Annotated in this window: 17 protein-coding genes and 1 pseudogene; 7 read left to right on the top strand and 11 right to left on the bottom strand. The window is 69.4% G+C overall.

What is annotated here, in order from left to right; genetic code table 11:
- Positions 1–138 precede the first annotated feature (138 nt).
- From ABZ863_RS14195 to ABZ863_RS14205, 3 genes are read left to right on the top strand one after another with little or no spacing between them, the layout of a single operon-like run.
- Positions 139–1,764, top strand: a complete 1,626-nt coding sequence (locus ABZ863_RS14195; RefSeq protein ID WP_358535141.1) for a DEAD/DEAH box helicase — start codon at positions 139–141, stop codon at positions 1,762–1,764.
- 4 nt (positions 1,765–1,768) lie between these two features.
- Entirely contained in the window at positions 1,769–3,121 is a 1,353-nt protein-coding gene (locus ABZ863_RS14200; RefSeq protein WP_358535143.1) for a hypothetical protein, read from the top strand.
- Positions 3,118–3,999: an alpha/beta hydrolase gene (locus ABZ863_RS14205; RefSeq protein WP_358535146.1), complete on the top strand. Its 882-nt coding sequence runs from the start codon at positions 3,118–3,120 to the stop codon at positions 3,997–3,999. The genes ABZ863_RS14200 and ABZ863_RS14205 overlap by 4 nt, the downstream gene beginning before the upstream one ends.
- Here the strand turns inward: ABZ863_RS14205 and ABZ863_RS14210 are convergent.
- The 5 genes from ABZ863_RS14210 to ABZ863_RS14230 form a co-directional block, all read right to left on the bottom strand.
- The gene (locus ABZ863_RS14210) at positions 3,996–4,358 is read right to left on the bottom strand and encodes a hypothetical protein (protein ID WP_358535148.1); all 363 of its coding nucleotides are present in this window, start codon (positions 4,356–4,358) and stop codon (positions 3,996–3,998) included. The two genes, ABZ863_RS14205 and ABZ863_RS14210, sit on opposite strands and share 4 nt — an antisense overlap.
- On the bottom strand, positions 4,351–5,229 hold the full coding sequence (locus ABZ863_RS14215) for a PD-(D/E)XK nuclease family protein (protein WP_358535150.1): 879 nt from the start codon (positions 5,227–5,229) through the stop codon (positions 4,351–4,353). Before ABZ863_RS14215 ends, ABZ863_RS14210 begins: the two co-directional genes overlap by 8 nt.
- Before the next feature lie 90 nt (positions 5,230–5,319).
- Entirely contained in the window at positions 5,320–6,189 is an 870-nt protein-coding gene (locus ABZ863_RS14220) for a PHP domain-containing protein (protein ID WP_358535152.1), read from the bottom strand.
- Positions 6,190–6,213: 24 nt separating this feature from the next.
- A complete protein-coding gene (locus tag ABZ863_RS14225; RefSeq protein WP_358535154.1) occupies positions 6,214–6,774 on the bottom strand; it encodes a PH domain-containing protein in 561 nt (186 codons plus the stop codon).
- A gap of 19 nt (positions 6,775–6,793) precedes the next feature.
- A complete protein-coding gene (locus tag ABZ863_RS14230) occupies positions 6,794–6,955 on the bottom strand; it encodes a hypothetical protein (protein WP_358535156.1) in 162 nt (53 codons plus the stop codon).
- Between the two features lie 158 nt (positions 6,956–7,113).
- Between ABZ863_RS14230 and ABZ863_RS14235 the strand changes: the two genes are divergently transcribed.
- Positions 7,114–7,509 carry an NUDIX domain-containing protein gene (locus ABZ863_RS14235; RefSeq protein ID WP_358535158.1) on the top strand — a complete coding sequence of 132 codons (396 nt, stop codon included), beginning with the start codon at positions 7,114–7,116 and terminating at the stop codon, positions 7,507–7,509.
- Between the two features lie 10 nt (positions 7,510–7,519).
- Here the strand turns inward: ABZ863_RS14235 and ABZ863_RS14240 are convergent, their stop codons facing one another.
- From ABZ863_RS14240 to ABZ863_RS14250, 3 genes and pseudogenes are all read right to left on the bottom strand, one after another.
- Positions 7,520–9,130, bottom strand: coding sequence for an AMP-binding protein (locus ABZ863_RS14240; RefSeq protein WP_358535160.1), 1,611 nt, complete (start codon positions 9,128–9,130; stop codon positions 7,520–7,522).
- Between the two features lie 51 nt (positions 9,131–9,181).
- Entirely contained in the window at positions 9,182–10,288 is a 1,107-nt protein-coding gene (locus tag ABZ863_RS14245) for a DUF2332 domain-containing protein (protein ID WP_358535162.1), read from the bottom strand.
- Positions 10,281–10,661, bottom strand: a pseudogene (locus ABZ863_RS14250) (MaoC family dehydratase); the annotation flags it as partial. The gene ABZ863_RS14245 and the pseudogene ABZ863_RS14250, both read right to left, overlap by 8 nt.
- Positions 10,662–11,009: 348 nt before the next feature.
- Between ABZ863_RS14250 and corA the strand changes: the two are divergent.
- From corA to ABZ863_RS14265, 3 genes are all read left to right on the top strand, one after another.
- Positions 11,010–12,098: a magnesium/cobalt transporter CorA gene (gene corA, locus ABZ863_RS14255; RefSeq protein ID WP_358535164.1), complete on the top strand. Its 1,089-nt coding sequence runs from the start codon at positions 11,010–11,012 to the stop codon at positions 12,096–12,098.
- A 167-nt stretch (positions 12,099–12,265) separates the two neighbouring features.
- Positions 12,266–12,934: a metallophosphoesterase gene (locus tag ABZ863_RS14260; protein WP_358535166.1), complete on the top strand. Its 669-nt coding sequence runs from the start codon at positions 12,266–12,268 to the stop codon at positions 12,932–12,934.
- Positions 12,931–13,785, top strand: a complete 855-nt coding sequence (locus ABZ863_RS14265) for a chromosome partitioning protein ParB (protein WP_358535168.1) — start codon at positions 12,931–12,933, stop codon at positions 13,783–13,785. The genes ABZ863_RS14260 and ABZ863_RS14265 overlap by 4 nt, the downstream gene beginning before the upstream one ends.
- Position 13,786: 1 nt before the next feature.
- On the opposite strand, the gene ABZ863_RS14270 is transcribed toward ABZ863_RS14265, so the two are convergent.
- From ABZ863_RS14270 to ugpC, 3 genes are all read right to left on the bottom strand, one after another.
- On the bottom strand, positions 13,787–14,662 hold the full coding sequence (locus ABZ863_RS14270; RefSeq protein WP_358535170.1) for a hypothetical protein: 876 nt from the start codon (positions 14,660–14,662) through the stop codon (positions 13,787–13,789).
- Positions 14,659–15,408 carry a DUF998 domain-containing protein gene (locus ABZ863_RS14275; protein WP_358535172.1) on the bottom strand — a complete coding sequence of 250 codons (750 nt, stop codon included), beginning with the start codon at positions 15,406–15,408 and terminating at the stop codon, positions 14,659–14,661. The genes ABZ863_RS14270 and ABZ863_RS14275 overlap by 4 nt, the downstream gene beginning before the upstream one ends.
- A gap of 161 nt (positions 15,409–15,569) precedes the next feature.
- Complete coding sequence (gene ugpC / locus ABZ863_RS14280) at positions 15,570–16,751, bottom strand: sn-glycerol-3-phosphate ABC transporter ATP-binding protein UgpC (RefSeq protein WP_358535174.1); 1,182 nt, start codon at positions 16,749–16,751, stop codon at positions 15,570–15,572.
- Between the last annotated feature and the right edge of the window lies 1 nt (position 16,752).

Raw genomic sequence — 16,752 nt, forward strand, 5'->3', positions numbered from 1 at the left:
CAGCCGCGTGGTCGAGTGCCGCGTACCACCTGGTAGTGCGCGCTGGTACGAGAGAGGCGATCAGACATCGACCAGAACATCAATCCCAATACAGAGCCCATCACAGATCCCGTAGCACTCGAGCACAGCGAGAGCGGTGTGCCGGCGACGGACACGTCCCACCCGCTCCAGGCAGTCGCCGTCACCGAGCCCGAGTCCCCGACCTTCGCCGAGTTCGGCGTCCGGCCCGAGATCGTCTCGGCCCTCGAATCGGTCGGCATCCACCGCACCTTCGCGATCCAGGCACTGACACTGCCGCTCGCGCTGGCGGGTGACGACGTGATCGGTCAGGCCCGCACCGGCATGGGCAAGACCCTCGGCTTCGGCGTCCCGCTGCTGCAGCGGCTGACCGTACCCGGTGACGGCACGCCGCAGGCGCTCGTCGTGGTACCGACGCGTGAGCTGTGCCTGCAGGTCACACATGACCTGAAAGACGCGGGCAAGAAGCTCGGCATCCGCATCGAGGCCATCTACGGCGGCAGGCCGTACGAGCCGCAGATCGCCGCGCTGCGCAAGGGCGTCGACGTGGTCATCGGCACTCCGGGACGGCTGCTCGACCTCGCCGAGCAGCAGCACCTGGTGCTGGGCAAGGTCCGGTCATTGGTCCTCGACGAGGCCGACGAGATGCTGGACCTCGGCTTCCTGCCGGACATCGAGCGGATCATGCGCATGGTGCCCGAGCAGCGGCAGACGATGCTCTTCTCGGCGACCATGCCCGGCCCGATCATCACCCTCGCGCGGACGTTCCTGACCCAGCCGACGCACATCAGGGCCGAGGAACACGACGCGGGCGCCGTACACGAGCGCACCAAGCAGCTGGTCTACCGGGCCCACTCGCTGGACAAGACGGAGCTCGTCGCCAAGCTGCTGCAGGCGGGCGACCGCGGGCTCACGATGATCTTCGCGCGCACCAAGCGCACCGCGCAGAAGGTCTCCGACGACCTGGCCGAACGTGGCTTCGCAGCCGCGGCGGTGCACGGTGACCTCGGTCAGGGCGCGCGGGAGCAGGCGCTGCGCGCGTTCCGCTCCGGCAAGGTCGACGTGCTGGTCGCCACCGACGTCGCCGCCCGCGGCATCGACGTCGAGAACGTCACGCACGTGATCAACTACCAGACGCCTGAGGACGAGAAGACCTATGTCCACCGGATCGGCCGGACCGGCCGCGCCGGGCGCACCGGTGTCGCGATCACGCTCGTCGACTGGGACGAGATCCCGCGCTGGAAGCTGATCTCCGACGAGCTGGACCTCGGCATGCCGGACCCGGTGGAGACCTACTCCACCTCGGAGCACATCTTCACCGATCTCGGCATTCCCGACGACGCGACCGGCAGGCTCCCACTGTCCAAACGCACCAGGGCGGGCCTTGCCGCGGAGCCGGAGGAGAACCTCGGCGGCAAGCGGCGGCGCGGCCGTTCCGAAGCCACCAGCCCGGCGAGCTCGCGGCGGACCCGCAAGCCGCGACGGCGCACCCGTTCCGGTGTCGATGTCGCCGACGAGAACGCGACGGCCGAGGCCGAGACCGCGGCGCCGGCGGCGGAAGGCAACGGCCACACGCGTACCAGGCGCCGCACGCGCGGCGGCTCGAAGCCGGCAGGCGAGGCACCGGCGACGAACGAGAAGCCCGACGCCACCGCCGTCGACGGCGGCGAGCGGCCCGCGCGGCGGCGCCGCCGTCGCCGGGCCGGCGTGCCCAACACGGCGGAAACGCCGGCGGGGGCAGACTGAACACGTGAACACTTCGTCCGGGCGCCATCGCAGGCACGACAACGATGAGGTCCCGCCCGTTGGGGCGCCCGGAACGGAGGACGTGCTGCAGCCGGACGAGAGTTCGGACTCGCTCGGTACACCACGGCACGCCGCATCGGCCACGACGCGCCCGTCGCCGTGGAACCGTCGCAGGGACCGGGCGGCTGCCGCGCTGATCGCCGTCGTGGCGCTCACCGCGGCGCTGCTGGTGTGGGCCTTCAGCGACAGCCACGCCACCAGCCAGGAGACGTCCGCCGAGCCGCCCGCGCTGCCCCCGGCACCGGACACGGTGCCGGCCACGCTCACCGAGCTCTGGCAGGCGCCGAGCCCGGCGACCCCGGTACCGGTGAGCGAGGGCGCGTCGGTGGTGACCGGTGCCGGTGGCGAGGTGGCCGGCCGTGATCCGCTGACCGGTGACGTGCGCTGGCACTACACCCGCGACCTCGAGCTGTGCACTGTCGCGGGCGCATGGTCCAGAGCGCTGGCCGTGTACCGCAAGGACACCGGCTGCAGCGAGGTCACCCAGCTCGACCCGGGTACCGGCAGGCGCACCGCGCAGCGCAACGGCGACGCCGAACTCGGCACGCGCCTGGTCAGCGACGACGGACATGTGACGGCCACCGGCCAGCACCTGCTCAACACCTGGCGCAACGACCTCGTCAAGAGCCTGGAGTACGGCCAGGTCTACGCACCGATCCAGCCCGACAGGCAGCCCCGGACGGGCTGCACGTACGGCACGGTCGCGGCGGCTGCCAGCCGGGTGGGCGTGATCGAGCACTGTCCCGATGAGACCGGCGCACGGCTGACCGTGGTGAAGGCGGTCGGCAAGGAGGCCGACACACCGGAGGAGGAGTTCACCGCGCTGCTGCCGGGGCGTTCGGCCCAGCTGGTGGCCATGACCCCGAACGACCTCGCCGTCATGCTGCCCGAGCAGCAGGAGCTGCTGCTGTTCGACAGCGACGGCACCCAGCGCGCGGTGTACCCGCTGGACCTGCCCACCACAGATCTGCAACGTGAGCCCGAAGGCGGTGTCGTGCCCACGGCGCAGGGCACCGAGAACGTCTACTGGTTCACCGGTTCGCGCACCATGGCACTGTCGCAGGCGGACCTCAGGCCACAGTGGACGCTCAACGACACGCTCGGCCCCGGAACGGTCTTCGCCGGTCAGTACGTCGTGCCGATCAACGGTGGCCTTGCGGTGCTCGACGAGACGACCGGCACCACGATCCGCACCGTCGGTGTCGACCGGGGCGCCTACCGCGGCCCGGTCGAACTGGCCGCCGCCGGTCCCGTCCTGTTGGAACAGCGTGGCGGCACCGTGGTGGCACTGCGATGACGACGGCATTCTCGCAACTGTCCCCGCACGGCGGGCGCCGGACGAGCCTGCCAGGCCGTTACGGCCCCGTCGCCGCTCTCACCGGGCCGGAGCCCGCTGACCCACTGGCAACCGTGCTGCTGCTGCCGGGCTACACGGGCTCGAAGGAGGACTTCGCACCGCTGCTGGACAGGCTCGCGGACGCCGGTTTCCTGCCCGTCGCCGTCGACCTTCCCGGCCAGTACGAGTCACCTGGTCCCGATGACGAGTCGCTGTACCTGCCCGCCACGCTCGGCGAGGTGGCCGCCGAGCTGATCGGCGCACTCGCCGCCGACGACCTGCCGGTGCTCGTGCTCGGGCACTCCTATGGCGGCCTCGTCGCGCGCGGAGCGGTACTGGCGGGTGCGCAGGTCGCGGGGCTGACCCTGCTGAGCTCCGGCCCCGAGAAGCTGCCGCAGGGATTCCGGCTCACCGCGCTGGCCGTGGGAGACCCGCTGCTGCGCGATCACGGCGTCGAGGCGGCCTACACGCTGCGGGAAGAGGTCAGCGCACACTCCCCCGCCTGGGCGGCACTGGCGGAGGAGCTGCGCGAGTTCCTGCGCACCCGGTTCGTGTTGTCGAGCGCGGCGGGCCTGCTCGGCATGTCGGCAGGGCTGCGCACGGAACCGGATCTGGTCGACGAGCTGGCCGCGGTCCTGCGTGAACGGGAAACGCCGAGCATCGTGGTGGCCGGTGAACGCGACGACGCGTGGTCGCTGGACCAGCAGAAGGACATGGCGCGGCGGCTAGGCGCGCCGTTCGCCGTCGTGGAGAACGCCGCGCACTCGCCGAACACCGAGAACCCGCCTGCGCTGCTGGAGATCCTGGTCAACGAATGGCGATCCTGGCTCGCGCCCTAGCTCCACCAGAAGAACCAGAGGACTGCGGCGATGACCAGGAGTACCACCGCTGCCGCGACGCCGGCAGCAGGCCCACGACGCCGGTCCACAACCACCTGCGCCCCCAGCGCCAGCGCGGCGCCGGCAACGTGACCGAAGACCGGTAGCGCGCCGGGTCCCTCCGTGCCCCTCGCCAGTGCGATCAGCTCGCCGCCGACGAAGATGACGGCGAGCACGGCAAGACCCATGGCAAGTGAGCCCGTCAGGCCACGCCACCAACGGCCGGAGCGCGCCGGCTCCTCCTCGTCGTGCGCGGGCGGGCTCATCGTGGGCGGCTCCACCGTGTCGAGCGTCGTATCCACGTCGCGCAACTCACTCAACGTGGGTCTCACTGCTCAGCGGAGCCAGGAGGTCCCAGGAACGGACGGACGGCGCGGCCTGCTGGCCCTCGGCACAGCTGGGCCGGAAGTCGCACCAGGCACACCGCCGCGCCGTCCGCGCCGGAAACAGCGTGTCCGGATCGCCGCCCGCCGCCAGGGTGTCCGTGGCCGTCTGCAGTTCGGTGGCCGTCTCATCGGCGCGCCGCACGTGCCGGAGCAGGCTCTCGCTGGTGTGCTCGGCCGCGGCGACGGTTCCCGTGGGGACGTGGTGCAGCTCGACTCGCCGACACGGCCTGCGCAGCGTGCGGGCGGCAGCCACGGCGTACATGGCCAGTGCCTGCGATGCGCGCGCCTCGTGTTCGTCGGGCACGCCTCGCCCGGTCTTGTAGTCGACGATCACGAGCTCGCCGTCGCGCTCGTCGATGCGGTCGGCACGGCCCTCGACGATCAGCGACGGCGGCCCGTCCCCCGCGCTGACCGGCGCGGAAACCCAGCGTTCCAACCCCACCGGGTCCGCGGTGACGTCGTGGTGCTCGACGTAGTCGGCAACCCACTGCTGCGCGCGCCCGCGGTACCGGCTCGCCTGTGCCGCGTCGAGGAAACCGGAGTCGTTCCACTGCTCGGACACCAACGCGGCGGCCCTGGCCGCCGTGCGCCGCCGGGCGGGGAGCTCGAAGAGGGCGCGCAACGCGTTGTGGACGACGGCGCCCAGCGTGCTGTGCGCCCACGGCCCCGTGCGCTGCGGCGTGGGCCGGTCCAGATAGGTCATCCGGTAGCGGCGCGGGCAGTCGTCGAAAGTCGCCAGCCGCGCGGGCGTCACCTTCGTGAGCCGCTTCGGCTCGACCCCGAAGTCGAAACCCAGTTGCGCCATGTGCGTCACCCCTGTTCCAGCCTACGGAGCATCAGGCCCCGGCGATGGTCCACACACCGAATCGGCCACAGGTTGCATCGAGATCGCGCGTCAGCCCACCCGCACCGGCGTGCCGCTGGCCCGCGCGATGAGTGCCTCGAACTCCTGCGGCTCGGTGGTCTCCTGGCCGATCACGATGGCCTTGTTCGTGCCGTGGTAGTCACTGGAGCCGGTGCGCACCAGGTCCAGTTCCTTGGCAAGGTCCCGCAACCGCGCCCTGGTGGGCTCGTCATGGTTGGGGTGATCGACCTCCAGCCCGGTGAGGCCACGCCCGGCAAGGTCGGCGATCACCTCGGCGCTGACCGTCGGACCACGGGAGACCGCGAACGGGTGCGCCAGCACGGTCACCCCACCCGCCGCACTGATCATGTCGATCGCCGCCGCGACCGGCGTGTCCTCCCTGGGCACGTAGTAACCGCGCCCGCTGCCGAGATAACTGGTGAACGCCTCGTCCACTGTGGTCACCAGGCCGGCCCGGACCAGCGCCTGTGCCAGGTGTGGCCGCCCCGCGGGTGCGTCGGGATGCAACAGCCCGAGTATCTCGTCCGGATCGACCGGCAGCCCGTCGGCCGCCATGTGCTCAGCCATGGTGCGCAGTCGCGCGCGCCGCTCCCGGCGCAGCCGCTGCTGCTCGGCGACGATCGTGGGCGAGTCCGGGTCGAAAAGGTACGCCAGCAGGTGCACGCTGATCCGCCTGCCGTAGGCATCGGCCGACACGCAGGACAGCTCCGCGCCGGGCACGAACCGCATACCCGACGGCAGCGCCTCGATCGCGGGCTGCCAGCCGGCCGTGGTGTCGTGATCGGTCAGCGCGACGACACTCAGGCCTGCCCGTGCCGCCGTGGCGACCAGTTCGGCTGGACTGTCCGTGCCGTCGGAGACGGTCGAGTGGGTGTGTAGGTCGATGCGCACGCCTGCCATTCTCCAGCGGCGTGCCCGCCGAGCTCAGCCGACCATCCGCTTTCCGCGCGCCGCGCGCTGTGCCTTGATCATCGAGAACCGTTCGGCCTGCTTCTGCTTGTCACCGAACACCAGTGCCGAGATCGTGTCGTAGAACTCCTCGGGCCTCGGCAGGTACTCGATCCGGTTCAGCGCCTGGATCTGGCCCGCCGACTCGACGACCATCGTGCCGTAGCCCAGCATCCGTCCCCAGAACGACCGCTCGTAGGTCAGGTCGGTGACCTTGGTGATCGGCATCATCAGGACCTTCGTGGTCCAGACACCGGTGGTCATGATGAACCGTTTGTCGGTCACGACCAGTCGCTCGACCCACCACTCGATGATCTGGTAGGCGAACCTCAGGATCACGAGCAGGGCGAGGTACCACAGGATGTTCTGGACCACCCACAATGACGGCGGCAGGACGTAGGAGACCATCACGCAGACGGCGATCAGCGCGATGGCCTCGAACATGTCCCAGGCCAGGCAGGACCAATGCCGCCTGATCCGGATGACCCTCCGCTCGGTGTCGAGGAGGTACTCGTCTGGGTCGCGCGGCGCGAACATAGTGGAAGCGTAGCGCCGATCAGCTGAAAACGTTGCTCACGAAGGTGATAACCGCCTCGGCCGCGTCGCGCAGGAAGCCGATGACGTTGTTCACGAGGCCCGCCGCGTTTCCGGGTTGGGCGATCACGAAGAACAGAACCAACGCGATACCAGCGATAGTCGCAAGCTTTTTCGCGTTCACGGCGATCAATCCCGTCTCTCGAGTGCAGACCTGGTGGCAAGGTGCCACTAAGTTTGTACCGCACTGCGCAGCGTTACGGGAGCAAAGTCCTGCGCTTGGGTCAGCGGGCTGCGAAAATCGGCCCTGTTGACTACAGAGTGTTACAAGGAGGCGGACTCATGGACACTGTCCGATGCGTCGGCGGTGTCGTCCACGACAACGCTGGGCGCCTCCTGCTGATCCAGCGCGCACACGAACCGTCACGTGGGCGATGGTCACTCCCCGGCGGGCGCGTCGAGCCGGATGAGACCGACAGCGCCGCGGTCGTCCGTGAGCTGCGCGAGGAGACCGGGCTCGACGTCGTACCAGGTCAGCTGGTCGGCAGCGTGGTGAGGGAACCGTACGTGATCTACGACTACGCGTGTTCCGTGCGCGGCGGGCGCCTCGTCGCGGGCGACGACGCGGCCGCCGCCCGCTGGGTCGATCGCGCACAGTTCGCCGAGCTGGACCGCGCCGGTGAGCTCACGGACGGACTCGCCGACACGCTCCGTGACTGGGGTGTACTACCCAGCTAGTCCGTACCCCCTAGCCCTGAACCCGCGTCCCCCGCCCGGCCCAGTCCCGCTCGCGCAGCTCGAACTTCTGGATCTTGCCGGTCGAGGTCTTCGGCAGCTCGGCCAGAAACTCGATGACATCGGGCACCTTGTAGCCGGCGATCTGGGTACGTGCGTGGTCGAGCAGCTCCCCGGCGCCCGCCTGCTGTCCCGGCCGCAGCACCACGTAAGCCTTCGGCCGCTCGCCCCACTTCTCATCCGGCACGCCGACGACCGCGACCTCCAGCACCGCGGGATGCGAGTCCAGCGCGGCCTCAACCTCGATCGTGGAGATGTTCTCGCCGCCGGAGACGATGATGTCCTTGGCCCGGTCCCGCAGCTCGATGTAGCCGTCGGGATGCCACACGCCAAGGTCACCGGAGTGGAACCAACCACCGCGGAACGCGTGCCGGGTGGCCTCCCGATCCGCGAAATAGCCGGACATCACGTTGTTGCCGCGCATCACGACCTCGCCCATCGTGGCGCCGTCGCGTCGCACGTCGTTGAGCGCGTTGTCGACGACGCGCACCCCGTCGGTGACGATCATCCCGACGCCCTGCCGGGCGAGCAGCCTGCTCCGTGCGTCGATGTCGAGCGTCGGCCAGCCGTCCTGCCACTCGCACACCGTGTATGGACCATAGGTCTCGGTGAGCCCGTACACGTGCACCAGGCGCGCGCCCAGCGCGGTCATCCGCTTGATCACCGTGGGGCTGGGCGGGGCACCGGCCGTCGTGACCAGCACCTCCCGCGGTAGCGGGTGGGCCCGCGGATGGTTGGCGATCGCGTTCAGCACGGTCGGCGCGCCGTTGAGATGCGTGATGCCTGCGGTGTCCAGCAGCCGCCAGATCTCCGCGGCGTCGACGGCCCGCAGGCACACGTGCGTGCCGCCGATCGCGGTGAGCGCCCAGGTCGTGCACCAGCCGTTGCAGTGGAACATCGGGAGCGTCCACAGGTACCGCGACGCGCTGGTGTGCTGGGAGTGGACCAGTTCGGCGAGCGAGTTCAGGTAGGCGCCGCGGTGGTGGTACATCACGCCCTTGGGCTTGCCGGTGGTACCCGAGGTGTAGTTGATCGAGATGGTCGCGCGCTCGTCGGCCACCGCCCACGGCAGCGGCTCGTCACTGCCCCGGGCGAGCAGTTCCGCGTAGGAGACACCGCCGACAGCCGGGTCCGGGACCGCGCCGGAGGCGGGGTCGGTGACGGTGACGATCTCCCGCACGGGAGCGTCCGGCGGCAACGAACCGTGCAGTGCGGCGTCGACAACGAGGACCGTCGCCCCGGAATGGTCGAGGATGTAGCGGATCTCGGCGGGCGCGAGCCGGACGTTGATGGCGACCAGCACCCCGCCGGCGAGCGGCACCGCGAAGTGCGCGACGAGCATCTCCGGAATGTTGGGTAGCAGGTACGCGACCCGGTCCCCAGGGCCGACACCACTCGCGCGCAAAGCACGGGCCACCCTGGTGGTCGCCGCGGCGAACTCGGCGTAACTGACCTGGCGCTCGCCGTAGGAGATCGCGGTCTTGCCGGCGAACACCTCCGCCGACCGCGCGAGGAACGACAGCGGTGTCAGCGGGGTGTACCAGGTCTCGATTGTGGCGGACATCACCCCATCGTCTCCGCGGGGCCGGGCCGCCACAACCGCCCGCGACGTGCCTCAGGACGGCAGCCAACTCATGCGCTCGCCGTGCGGCGCGGCGAGCGCGAGTGCCTTCGCCTTCGCCGTGCTGCCCTCCCAGTGCACCACGCCGAGGGTCGTCTGTGCGGTGCGGCTGAAGGCCAGCTCGTCCCGGCCGGGCAGCACGTGCACGAGTGCCGCCTCGTACGGCTCCATCGACACCCACCACAGTGGACGGTCGGTCGCGATCTCCTGCAGCGTCGCCAGGAAGTCGGCGCGCCGCTGCCGCGCGAAGTACGGCAGCACGTAGCTGGTGAACACGACGAGCGGCAGCTCGGCAGGCACGCGTGCGGCGGCGGCAGGCAGATCACCGACGGCGTCGCCCGCCACCAGTTCGGGTGGGTCCTTGCGCTGTGCGGCGGCGGCCGTGCGCAGCAACCGGACCCGGTCCGGCTGATCGGCCCATACGCACGCCTCGAGCCACGCCAGTTCTTCCTCGTCGGAACAGTCGACGGGCAGGCGATCCAGCCCGACCTTCGCCCCCACGGCGAGCTTCTTCGGCACCGAGGGCTGCACCCCGCCGTCGGCGACACCAAGCGCGCAGTGCAGACCGACGGCGGTCTTCGCCGGGCCCGCGGTGAGCTGGTCACCGCCGTCGCACTGGTAGCGGTAGCCGTAGGTGCCCATGCCGAGCAGCAACCCGGCGCTGCAGCCCACCTCCAGCAGACCGACCTTGGTCTTGGCCTGTTTGGCGACCATCGCCACCGCCGGGTACAGGATCGCGGCCCTGCGGACCTCGTTGGTCTGCGTGAACCGGGTGCGCACGACCTCGCGCATGCGGTCGGCCCGCTCCAGCACGAACTCGCGGAACAGCGACCACGTCTGCCCATCGACGCCGTCGAGGCCGCCGAGTGACGGGTAATAGCGCGACAGCGGGTGGATGGGCTCGGCCTGCACGAGCCGGTGCGCTGCCGCCAGCAGCAGGGTCGGCTGGGCATCGTCAGCGTCCGCGGCCGTCAGCAGACCGGCCACCTCGTCGTCGTCGGCCGCGCGGGCTGCCAGGTGTTCGTACAGCGGCGACACTCCGCCCGCGTCGTGCTCGGCGAAACGGCGTAGCCGGCTCTTGGCCAGTTCGAGGTCACTCATGCGGTTGCGGTCTCCCTGGCTGCTCGCCGCCCCGGGTCTCGCCGTAGGAACGCTTGGGCACCATGACCTTCCTCCGGAACGTGCACACGATCGTCCCGTCCTGTTTGTAACCGCGAGTCTCGACGTACACGATCCCGCGGTCGTCCTTCGACTTCGACGATGTCTTGTCCAGTAGCTCCGTCTCACCGTAGATGGTGTCGCCGTGGAACGTCGGCTTGACGTGCTTGAGCGACTCGACCTCCACGTTGGAGATGGCCTTGCCGGAGACGTCCGGAACGGACATACCCAACAGCAGCGAGTAGATGCAGTTGCCCACCACCACGTTCTTGCCGAAGTCGGTGGTCTCTCCCGCGTAGTGCGCGTCCAGGTGGAGCTCTTCGAAGTACCGTGCGAACTGCACGTCTTCGCCTCCTCTCCGCCAACGTCACACCGCCCTGCGGCGATGTGCGGTGATGTTGGGGAGTAGCCTTGAGCATTGGCGCGCAGTGCGTCAACGCGAGTAATACCACCCACGGCCCGAGGAGGTGAGGAACGCGCAATGAGTAGTGGCGATAGTCCGCTCCCTAGTTCAGCCAGCGTTTCCTGCACCCGGGCCGACTGCGGCTTTCTTCGGTAATCGCGCGCGGTCCCGGCTGCCGGGACGCTGGCAGTGCCGAGCGGACGAACAGCTCTCGCTCGGTGCGTCGTCCTCATTCAGCGACGTCACAGCCAGGAGATCCCCATGCCTGCGATTCCATCCCTCGGCGGCCTGCGCGGCCGTGGCAACGGCCGCGCAGCCCGCGCCGTGACACCACCGGTTCCGGTGCCGCTGTCGGCCTATGTCGTCGACTGCGGCGTCTATATCGATGGTGCACGGCTGCCGGGCCGCTGGACCCACGCGGCCGCCATTCAGGAAGTCCGCCGCCGCGGCGAGGGCTTCGTCTGGATCGGCCTGCACGAACCGGACGAAGAGCAGATCCAGGGCGTCGCCGACACGTTCGGCCTGCACGAGCTCGCCGTCGAGGACGCCGTGCACGCGCACCAGCGTCCCAAGCTGGAGCGTTACGACGACACGCTGTTCATGGTGTTCCGCACCGTCCGCTACATCGAGCACGAGTCCCCCACCACTGCCAACGAGATCGTCGAATCCGGCGAGCTGATGGCGTTCCTCGGCACCGACTTCATCATCACGGTGCGACACGGGAACCACGCCGGCCTCGCCAACCTGCGCCGCGAACTCGACGCCGACCCGGATCGCCTCGCGCCCGGGCCCGCCTCGGTACTGCACGCGATCGCCGACCAGGTCGTCGACCACTTCCTCGAGGTCACCGACAAGATCGAGGACGACATCGACGAGATGGAGGCACAGGTCTTCGCCCCGCGGACACGGATCACCTCCGAGCAGATCTACCTGATGAAGCGCGAGGTGCTCGAACTGCGTCGTGCGGTGTCACCGCTCGCGACACCGCTGCGCAGGCTGTCGGAGGGCTACACCCGGCTGGTGCCCGACGAGGTGCGCTCGTACTTCCGCAACGTGCACGACCATGTGACGACGGTCGCCGAGCGGGTCGAGTCGTTCGACGAGCTGCTCACCACGCTGGTCGACGCGACACTCGGCAAGATCACGCTTCAGCTCAACTCGGACATGCGCAAGATCACGTCGTGGGCGGCGATCATCGCCGTGCCGACCGCGCTGGCCGGGATCTACGGCATGAACTTCGACTACATGCCGGAACTGCATTTCCGGTACGGCTACCCGACGATCGTCGCGGTCATTCTGCTCGTCTGCCTGTTGCTCTATCGAATATTCCGGAAGAACCGCTGGCTCTGACCTGAATCCTCGACAAGCGACTGGAGAGAACTGATGCCCCGCTTGCTCACCAGCCTCAAGTTCTGGGCGCTGGCCGCCGTGATCACCTGGATCGTCGTGGTCGTCGCCGTCATCGCCAAGAATCCCGATTACGCGCTCGGCGCGCGCTAACGACCTACGCTGGGTACATGCCGCGTGCACTGGTGGTCGCCGACGAGGTCGACGAGAGGCTGTGGACCGACTGCGTGCGCAGCCTCGACGTCGACCTCATCCTGGCCGCCGGTGACCTCGAGTTCGGCTACCTGGAGTACCTGACCAGCGCACTCGACCAGCCGCTCGTGTTCGTGCCCGGCAACCACGACCCGGACCTCACCGGATTCACCCGGTACCGCGGCCTGGTGCTGCGCGGCGGTTTCCCCGCGGTGTGGCCGGGCCCCGCGGGCGGCACCAACGCCGATGGCCGGGTCGTCGAGGTCGCCGGCCTGCGCATTGCCGGGCTCGGTGGCTCGCTGCGTTACCGGGAAGGTCCGAACCAGTGGACCCAGCGCGAGCAGGCCCGCCGCGCCCGCCGCCTGGTGCGCCGTGCCGGCAGGCGCGGAGTCGACGTGCTGCTGACCCACGCACCGCCACGCGGTGTCGGCGACTGGGAGGATCCGCCGCATCAGGGGTTCGACTGTCTACATCGCACGGTCGAGCGGCTGCGGCCGCGCTGGTTGCTGCACGGGCACATCCACCCCTTCGGTCAGCCGCCTGCCGAGCACCGGATCGGCACGACCCGCGTGCGCAACGTCGTGGGCTCCCGCGTGCTGGAGCTGGGGAGCGTGCAACGCCTCGACACGAGCGCGGAGGTGCGATGAACGCACGCGACACCGGTTTCCCCCGAGCAGACGCCGAGCACGATTTCCTGCGCGCTCGGCGCAGGCAGGTGCTGTCGAGGCTGGCGACGTGGCTGCGCAGGGAACCCGATGACGTCAACATCATGCTGCCGTTCGCCGAGGTCGTCGAGGCACTCGGCTGGGAGGGCGAACGGCGCCTCGGCCTACAGGTGATCCCGCTCGACTCGATCGTCGGCAGCGTCGACCGCGGCCGCGACTTCGACCGGCGCTTCCGGCCCACGTCCGCGCGGGTACGCCAGCGCTGGGAGCGGCTCGCGCTGGCGAGCAGGCGTGGCGAGAACATCCCGCCCATCGAGGTGTACCGGGTCGGTGAGCTGCATTTCATCATCGACGGCCACCACCGGGTCTCGGTGGCACATGCGCAGAGCCTGCGCAGCATCGAGGCCTACGTCACCGAGGTCCGGACGAAGCTCGACTCCCGCGGCATCCGGTACCGCTGCGACCTGATCGTCAAGGACTACCGGCGCCTGTTCCTCGAACGCGTCCCGCTGTCCGCGCAGGCGAGGGCCGCAGTGGTGGTATCCGATCCGTGGGACTACGCCGAGCTCGGCGAGCACGTCGAGGCGTGGGGTTTCCGGCTCATGCAGGACGAGGGCACCTTCCTGGACAGGGCGAGCGTCGCGGCGCGCTGGTACGAGACCGAGTACCTGCCGGTGGTGCACATGCTGCGGCAGGCCGACCTGGTGGGCGACCGTACCGAGGCCGAGGCGTACAAGTGGGTCGCGTGCGAGCGTTACCGGCTGATCCGCACCCACCGCTGGGACGACGACGTCATCGAGACCCTGCGTTCGCAGCCAAGGCGCGGGCATTAGGTCACTGCGAGTGGGCCTGCTCGCGGCGGAGGCGGCGCCGCTGGACCGCGTCGGGATGGTGCCTGGCGAGCACCACGATTCCGGTGACCGCGATGGCCCCGCACACCGCCAGCGTGGTGAGGAACCCGGAGTCGAGCCCGCCTGCCTCGCCGAGCACACCGAACCCGATCGTCGTCGCGACCGCCGGGTTGAGCATGGTCTGCGCGCCGACCACCACGTCCGGCGGGCCGCTGGCGTAGCCGAGCTGGACGAACCACGACCCGGCCAGGAACGCCACCACCAGCCCCGCCAACGACAGCACCGGAAGGTGAGTGATGCCCTCCGTGCGTACCGTGTAGGTGACGTCGCGCACGAGGACCGTCACCAACCCGTACGCCGCACCCGCTGCCATCGCGAGCGTCACGCACCGCACGATGCCGCGGGTGGCTGCGGCCACCGCGAGGAGTGCCGCGACCCCCACCGCGACGAACTGCCCCGCCAGCAGGACCTCGCGTGCCGGGATCTCCTGCTCGGTGACCTGGCCCGCCGTGTTCGTCACGAACAGCACGATCGCCCCGGTGGTCGCCGCCACGGCCAGCCAGCCGGGCACGTCGAGCTCTCTGGCGTTGAGCAGCGCCACCATCGGCAATGCCAGCACGACGATCGGCGCGACCACGGTGATCGGCGCGAACGTCAACGCCAGGATCTGCAGGATCGCGCAGGCGAAGAGCACGACGAAGCCGCGCAGCCACACCGGGTTCCGGATGAGGTTGCCGAGCTTGCGCAGGGTGAGCTTGCCCTCCTGCGTCTCGGCACGGACGCCATCATGCTGCAACTGCGCCCCGACCGCGCTGCAGGCGGCACCGACGATCGCGAAGACGATGGCGACGGTGATCACGAAGGCACCACTGTGTCCTTGCCCGACGTTCTGGCCGCGCGGACCGATGCCCACGACACGACCAGCAGGCGGGTCGCGAGCACGAGCAACATCGCCAGCTCCACGGTGAAGAGACCGCGCTGGATGAGCCCCGAGACCGCCCGCCAGTCGAGGGGACCCGGGAACTGCCACCACGCCAGCAGATCCGGCAGCCGGGCGGCCAGGTATCCGAGTGCGAGGCCGGTGCTGGCCAACGCGAGTGCGCGCAGCACGCGCGCGGTGCCTGCCCAGCTGGGCTGCCCGGCCAGCACCTTGGCCAGCGCGAAGCCGGCGAACGGCAGTGTGATGAACAGCGAGGCGCCCGCGAACTGGTGGATCCAGCCGCCGGTCGTCTCGATACGCGGGGAGTTGTCCGTCGGGAAGAGGACGCAGAGGACCAGCGCCACGCACCAGGCGCCGAACAACACGACGGCACGGGTGCCGAGCCGCACACGCAGCTGAGCCATGCCAAGCAGTATGACCGCCGTGGCGATGGCCACGGTGGTCAACGCGGCGGAGAAGGTGTCGGCGCCCCGCTCGACGAAGACGTAGTAGCTGATCGCGCGCGACAGCGGGTCGACCTCGCTGGCGAAGTGGATGTTGAGGTAGGTCATCACCAGGATCGAGCGGACGAGGATGAGCAGGGCCAGCACGGCCAGTACACAAGCAACGAGCGAGAACGCACCCGCCCGCCGAGCACGCCGCTCTGCAGAACCCCCTGCGATCACTGCCCGGCCCCTCCCCTTGTGAGGTTCCCTCAGGTCAACATTGTGATCGTCGCACCTGTTCCCTGAGAGTTCACTGATCCCACGCGGAGAGGTGAAAAGCCCCCAATGCCACCAAGGTTTGCGTTGAACACAAACCTTGGTGGCATTGGGGGCGATCGGGGTCAGCCCGAGTAGGTGAGGTTCTGACCAGAGGAGGGGTCGAACAGTTGCACCTTGTCGGGGTCGAACCAGACCTCCAGGTTCTGCCCCTCGGCTACGTCCGAGGCCGCCGAAAGGCGGGCCACGATTGTCGAACCAGTACCCGGCACATCCGCCGAGCCGGCGTCGGCCGCGAGCTCCTGCAGCTCCGCCGTGGTGGCCAGCTCCGCCTCCACCGTGAAGTAGGCGTACTTCTCCGCGCCCATCGACTCGAGCACGTCGACGGGGGCCGAGAACATCGCGCCCGCCGCCCTGTGCCGTTCCTCCAGCAGCGCCGCGTCCTCGAAATGCTCCGGGCGGATCCCCGCCACCAGGTCTCGCGGCGCGTTGGCCGACTCGGCGAGCCTGCGCACCCGGTCGGTGAGCGTGACGCTGCCGAGCGGACTCTTCAACACGCCGTCCTCCAGCGTGCCCGGCACGAAGTTCATCGAGGGCGAGCCGATGAACCCGGCCACGAACAGGTTGGCGGGATGGTCGTAGAGGAACTGCGGCGACCCGATCTGCTGCACGACCCCGCCCCGCAGCACGACGACGCGGTCGCCCAGCGTCATCGCCTCGGTCTGGTCGTGGGTCACGTACACCGTGGTGGTGCCGAGCTGCTTCTGCAGCTTCGACACCGAGGTACGCATCTGACCGCGCAGCTTGGCGTCCAGGTTGGACAGTGGCTCGTCCATCAGGAACGCCTTCGGGCTGCGCACGATCGCCCTGCCCATCGCGACGCGCTGCCGCTGCCCACCGGAGAGGTTGGACGGCTTGCGGTCGAGGTGCTGGGTCAGGTCGAGAATCTGCGCGGCCTCTTCGACCTTCGCCTTCACCGTCGCGTTGTCCACCTTCGCCAACCGCAACGGGAAGGCCATGTTCTCCCGCACGCTCATGTGCGGGTACAGCGCGTAGGACTGGAACACCATCGCGATGTCGCGGTCCTTCGGTGCCTTCTCGTTGGCCCGCTGCCCGTCGATGCGCAGCTCACCGGACGTGATGTCCTCCAGCCCGGCGATCATGTTGAGCGCGGTGGACTTGCCACAACCGGAGGGGCCGACGAGGATCACGAACTCGCCGTCGCCGATCTGGATGTCTATTTCGGACACCGCTAGCGCGCCGTCGGGGTATCGCTTGGTCACCTTGTCGAGAACGATCTCAGCCATC

Source organism: Saccharomonospora sp. NPDC046836 (genome assembly GCF_040645195.1).
GTDB lineage: Bacteria > Actinomycetota > Actinomycetes > Mycobacteriales > Pseudonocardiaceae > Prauserella_A.

Excerpts from the sequence above, each read along its gene's own strand:
- ABZ863_RS14235 (WP_358535158.1), top strand. The coding sequence starts at position 7,114 with ATGGACACTGTCCGATGCGTCGGCGGTGTCGTCCACGACAACGCTGGG.
- ABZ863_RS14240 (WP_358535160.1), bottom strand. The coding sequence starts at position 9,130 with ATGTCCGCCACAATCGAGACCTGGTACACCCCGCTGACACCGCTGTCG.
- corA (WP_358535164.1), top strand. The coding sequence starts at position 11,010 with ATGCCTGCGATTCCATCCCTCGGCGGCCTGCGCGGCCGTGGCAACGGC.
- ABZ863_RS14225 (WP_358535154.1), bottom strand. The coding sequence starts at position 6,774 with ATGTTCGCGCCGCGCGACCCAGACGAGTACCTCCTCGACACCGAGCGG.
- ugpC (WP_358535174.1), bottom strand. The coding sequence starts at position 16,751 with ATGGCTGAGATCGTTCTCGACAAGGTGACCAAGCGATACCCCGACGGC.
- ABZ863_RS14205 (WP_358535146.1), top strand. The coding sequence starts at position 3,118 with ATGACGACGGCATTCTCGCAACTGTCCCCGCACGGCGGGCGCCGGACG.
- ABZ863_RS14215 (WP_358535150.1), bottom strand. The coding sequence starts at position 5,229 with ATGGCGCAACTGGGTTTCGACTTCGGGGTCGAGCCGAAGCGGCTCACG.
- ABZ863_RS14220 (WP_358535152.1), bottom strand. The coding sequence starts at position 6,189 with ATGGCAGGCGTGCGCATCGACCTACACACCCACTCGACCGTCTCCGAC.
- ABZ863_RS14260 (WP_358535166.1), top strand. The coding sequence starts at position 12,266 with ATGCCGCGTGCACTGGTGGTCGCCGACGAGGTCGACGAGAGGCTGTGG.
- ABZ863_RS14245 (WP_358535162.1), bottom strand. The coding sequence starts at position 10,288 with ATGAGTGACCTCGAACTGGCCAAGAGCCGGCTACGCCGTTTCGCCGAG.
- ABZ863_RS14265 (WP_358535168.1), top strand. The coding sequence starts at position 12,931 with ATGAACGCACGCGACACCGGTTTCCCCCGAGCAGACGCCGAGCACGAT.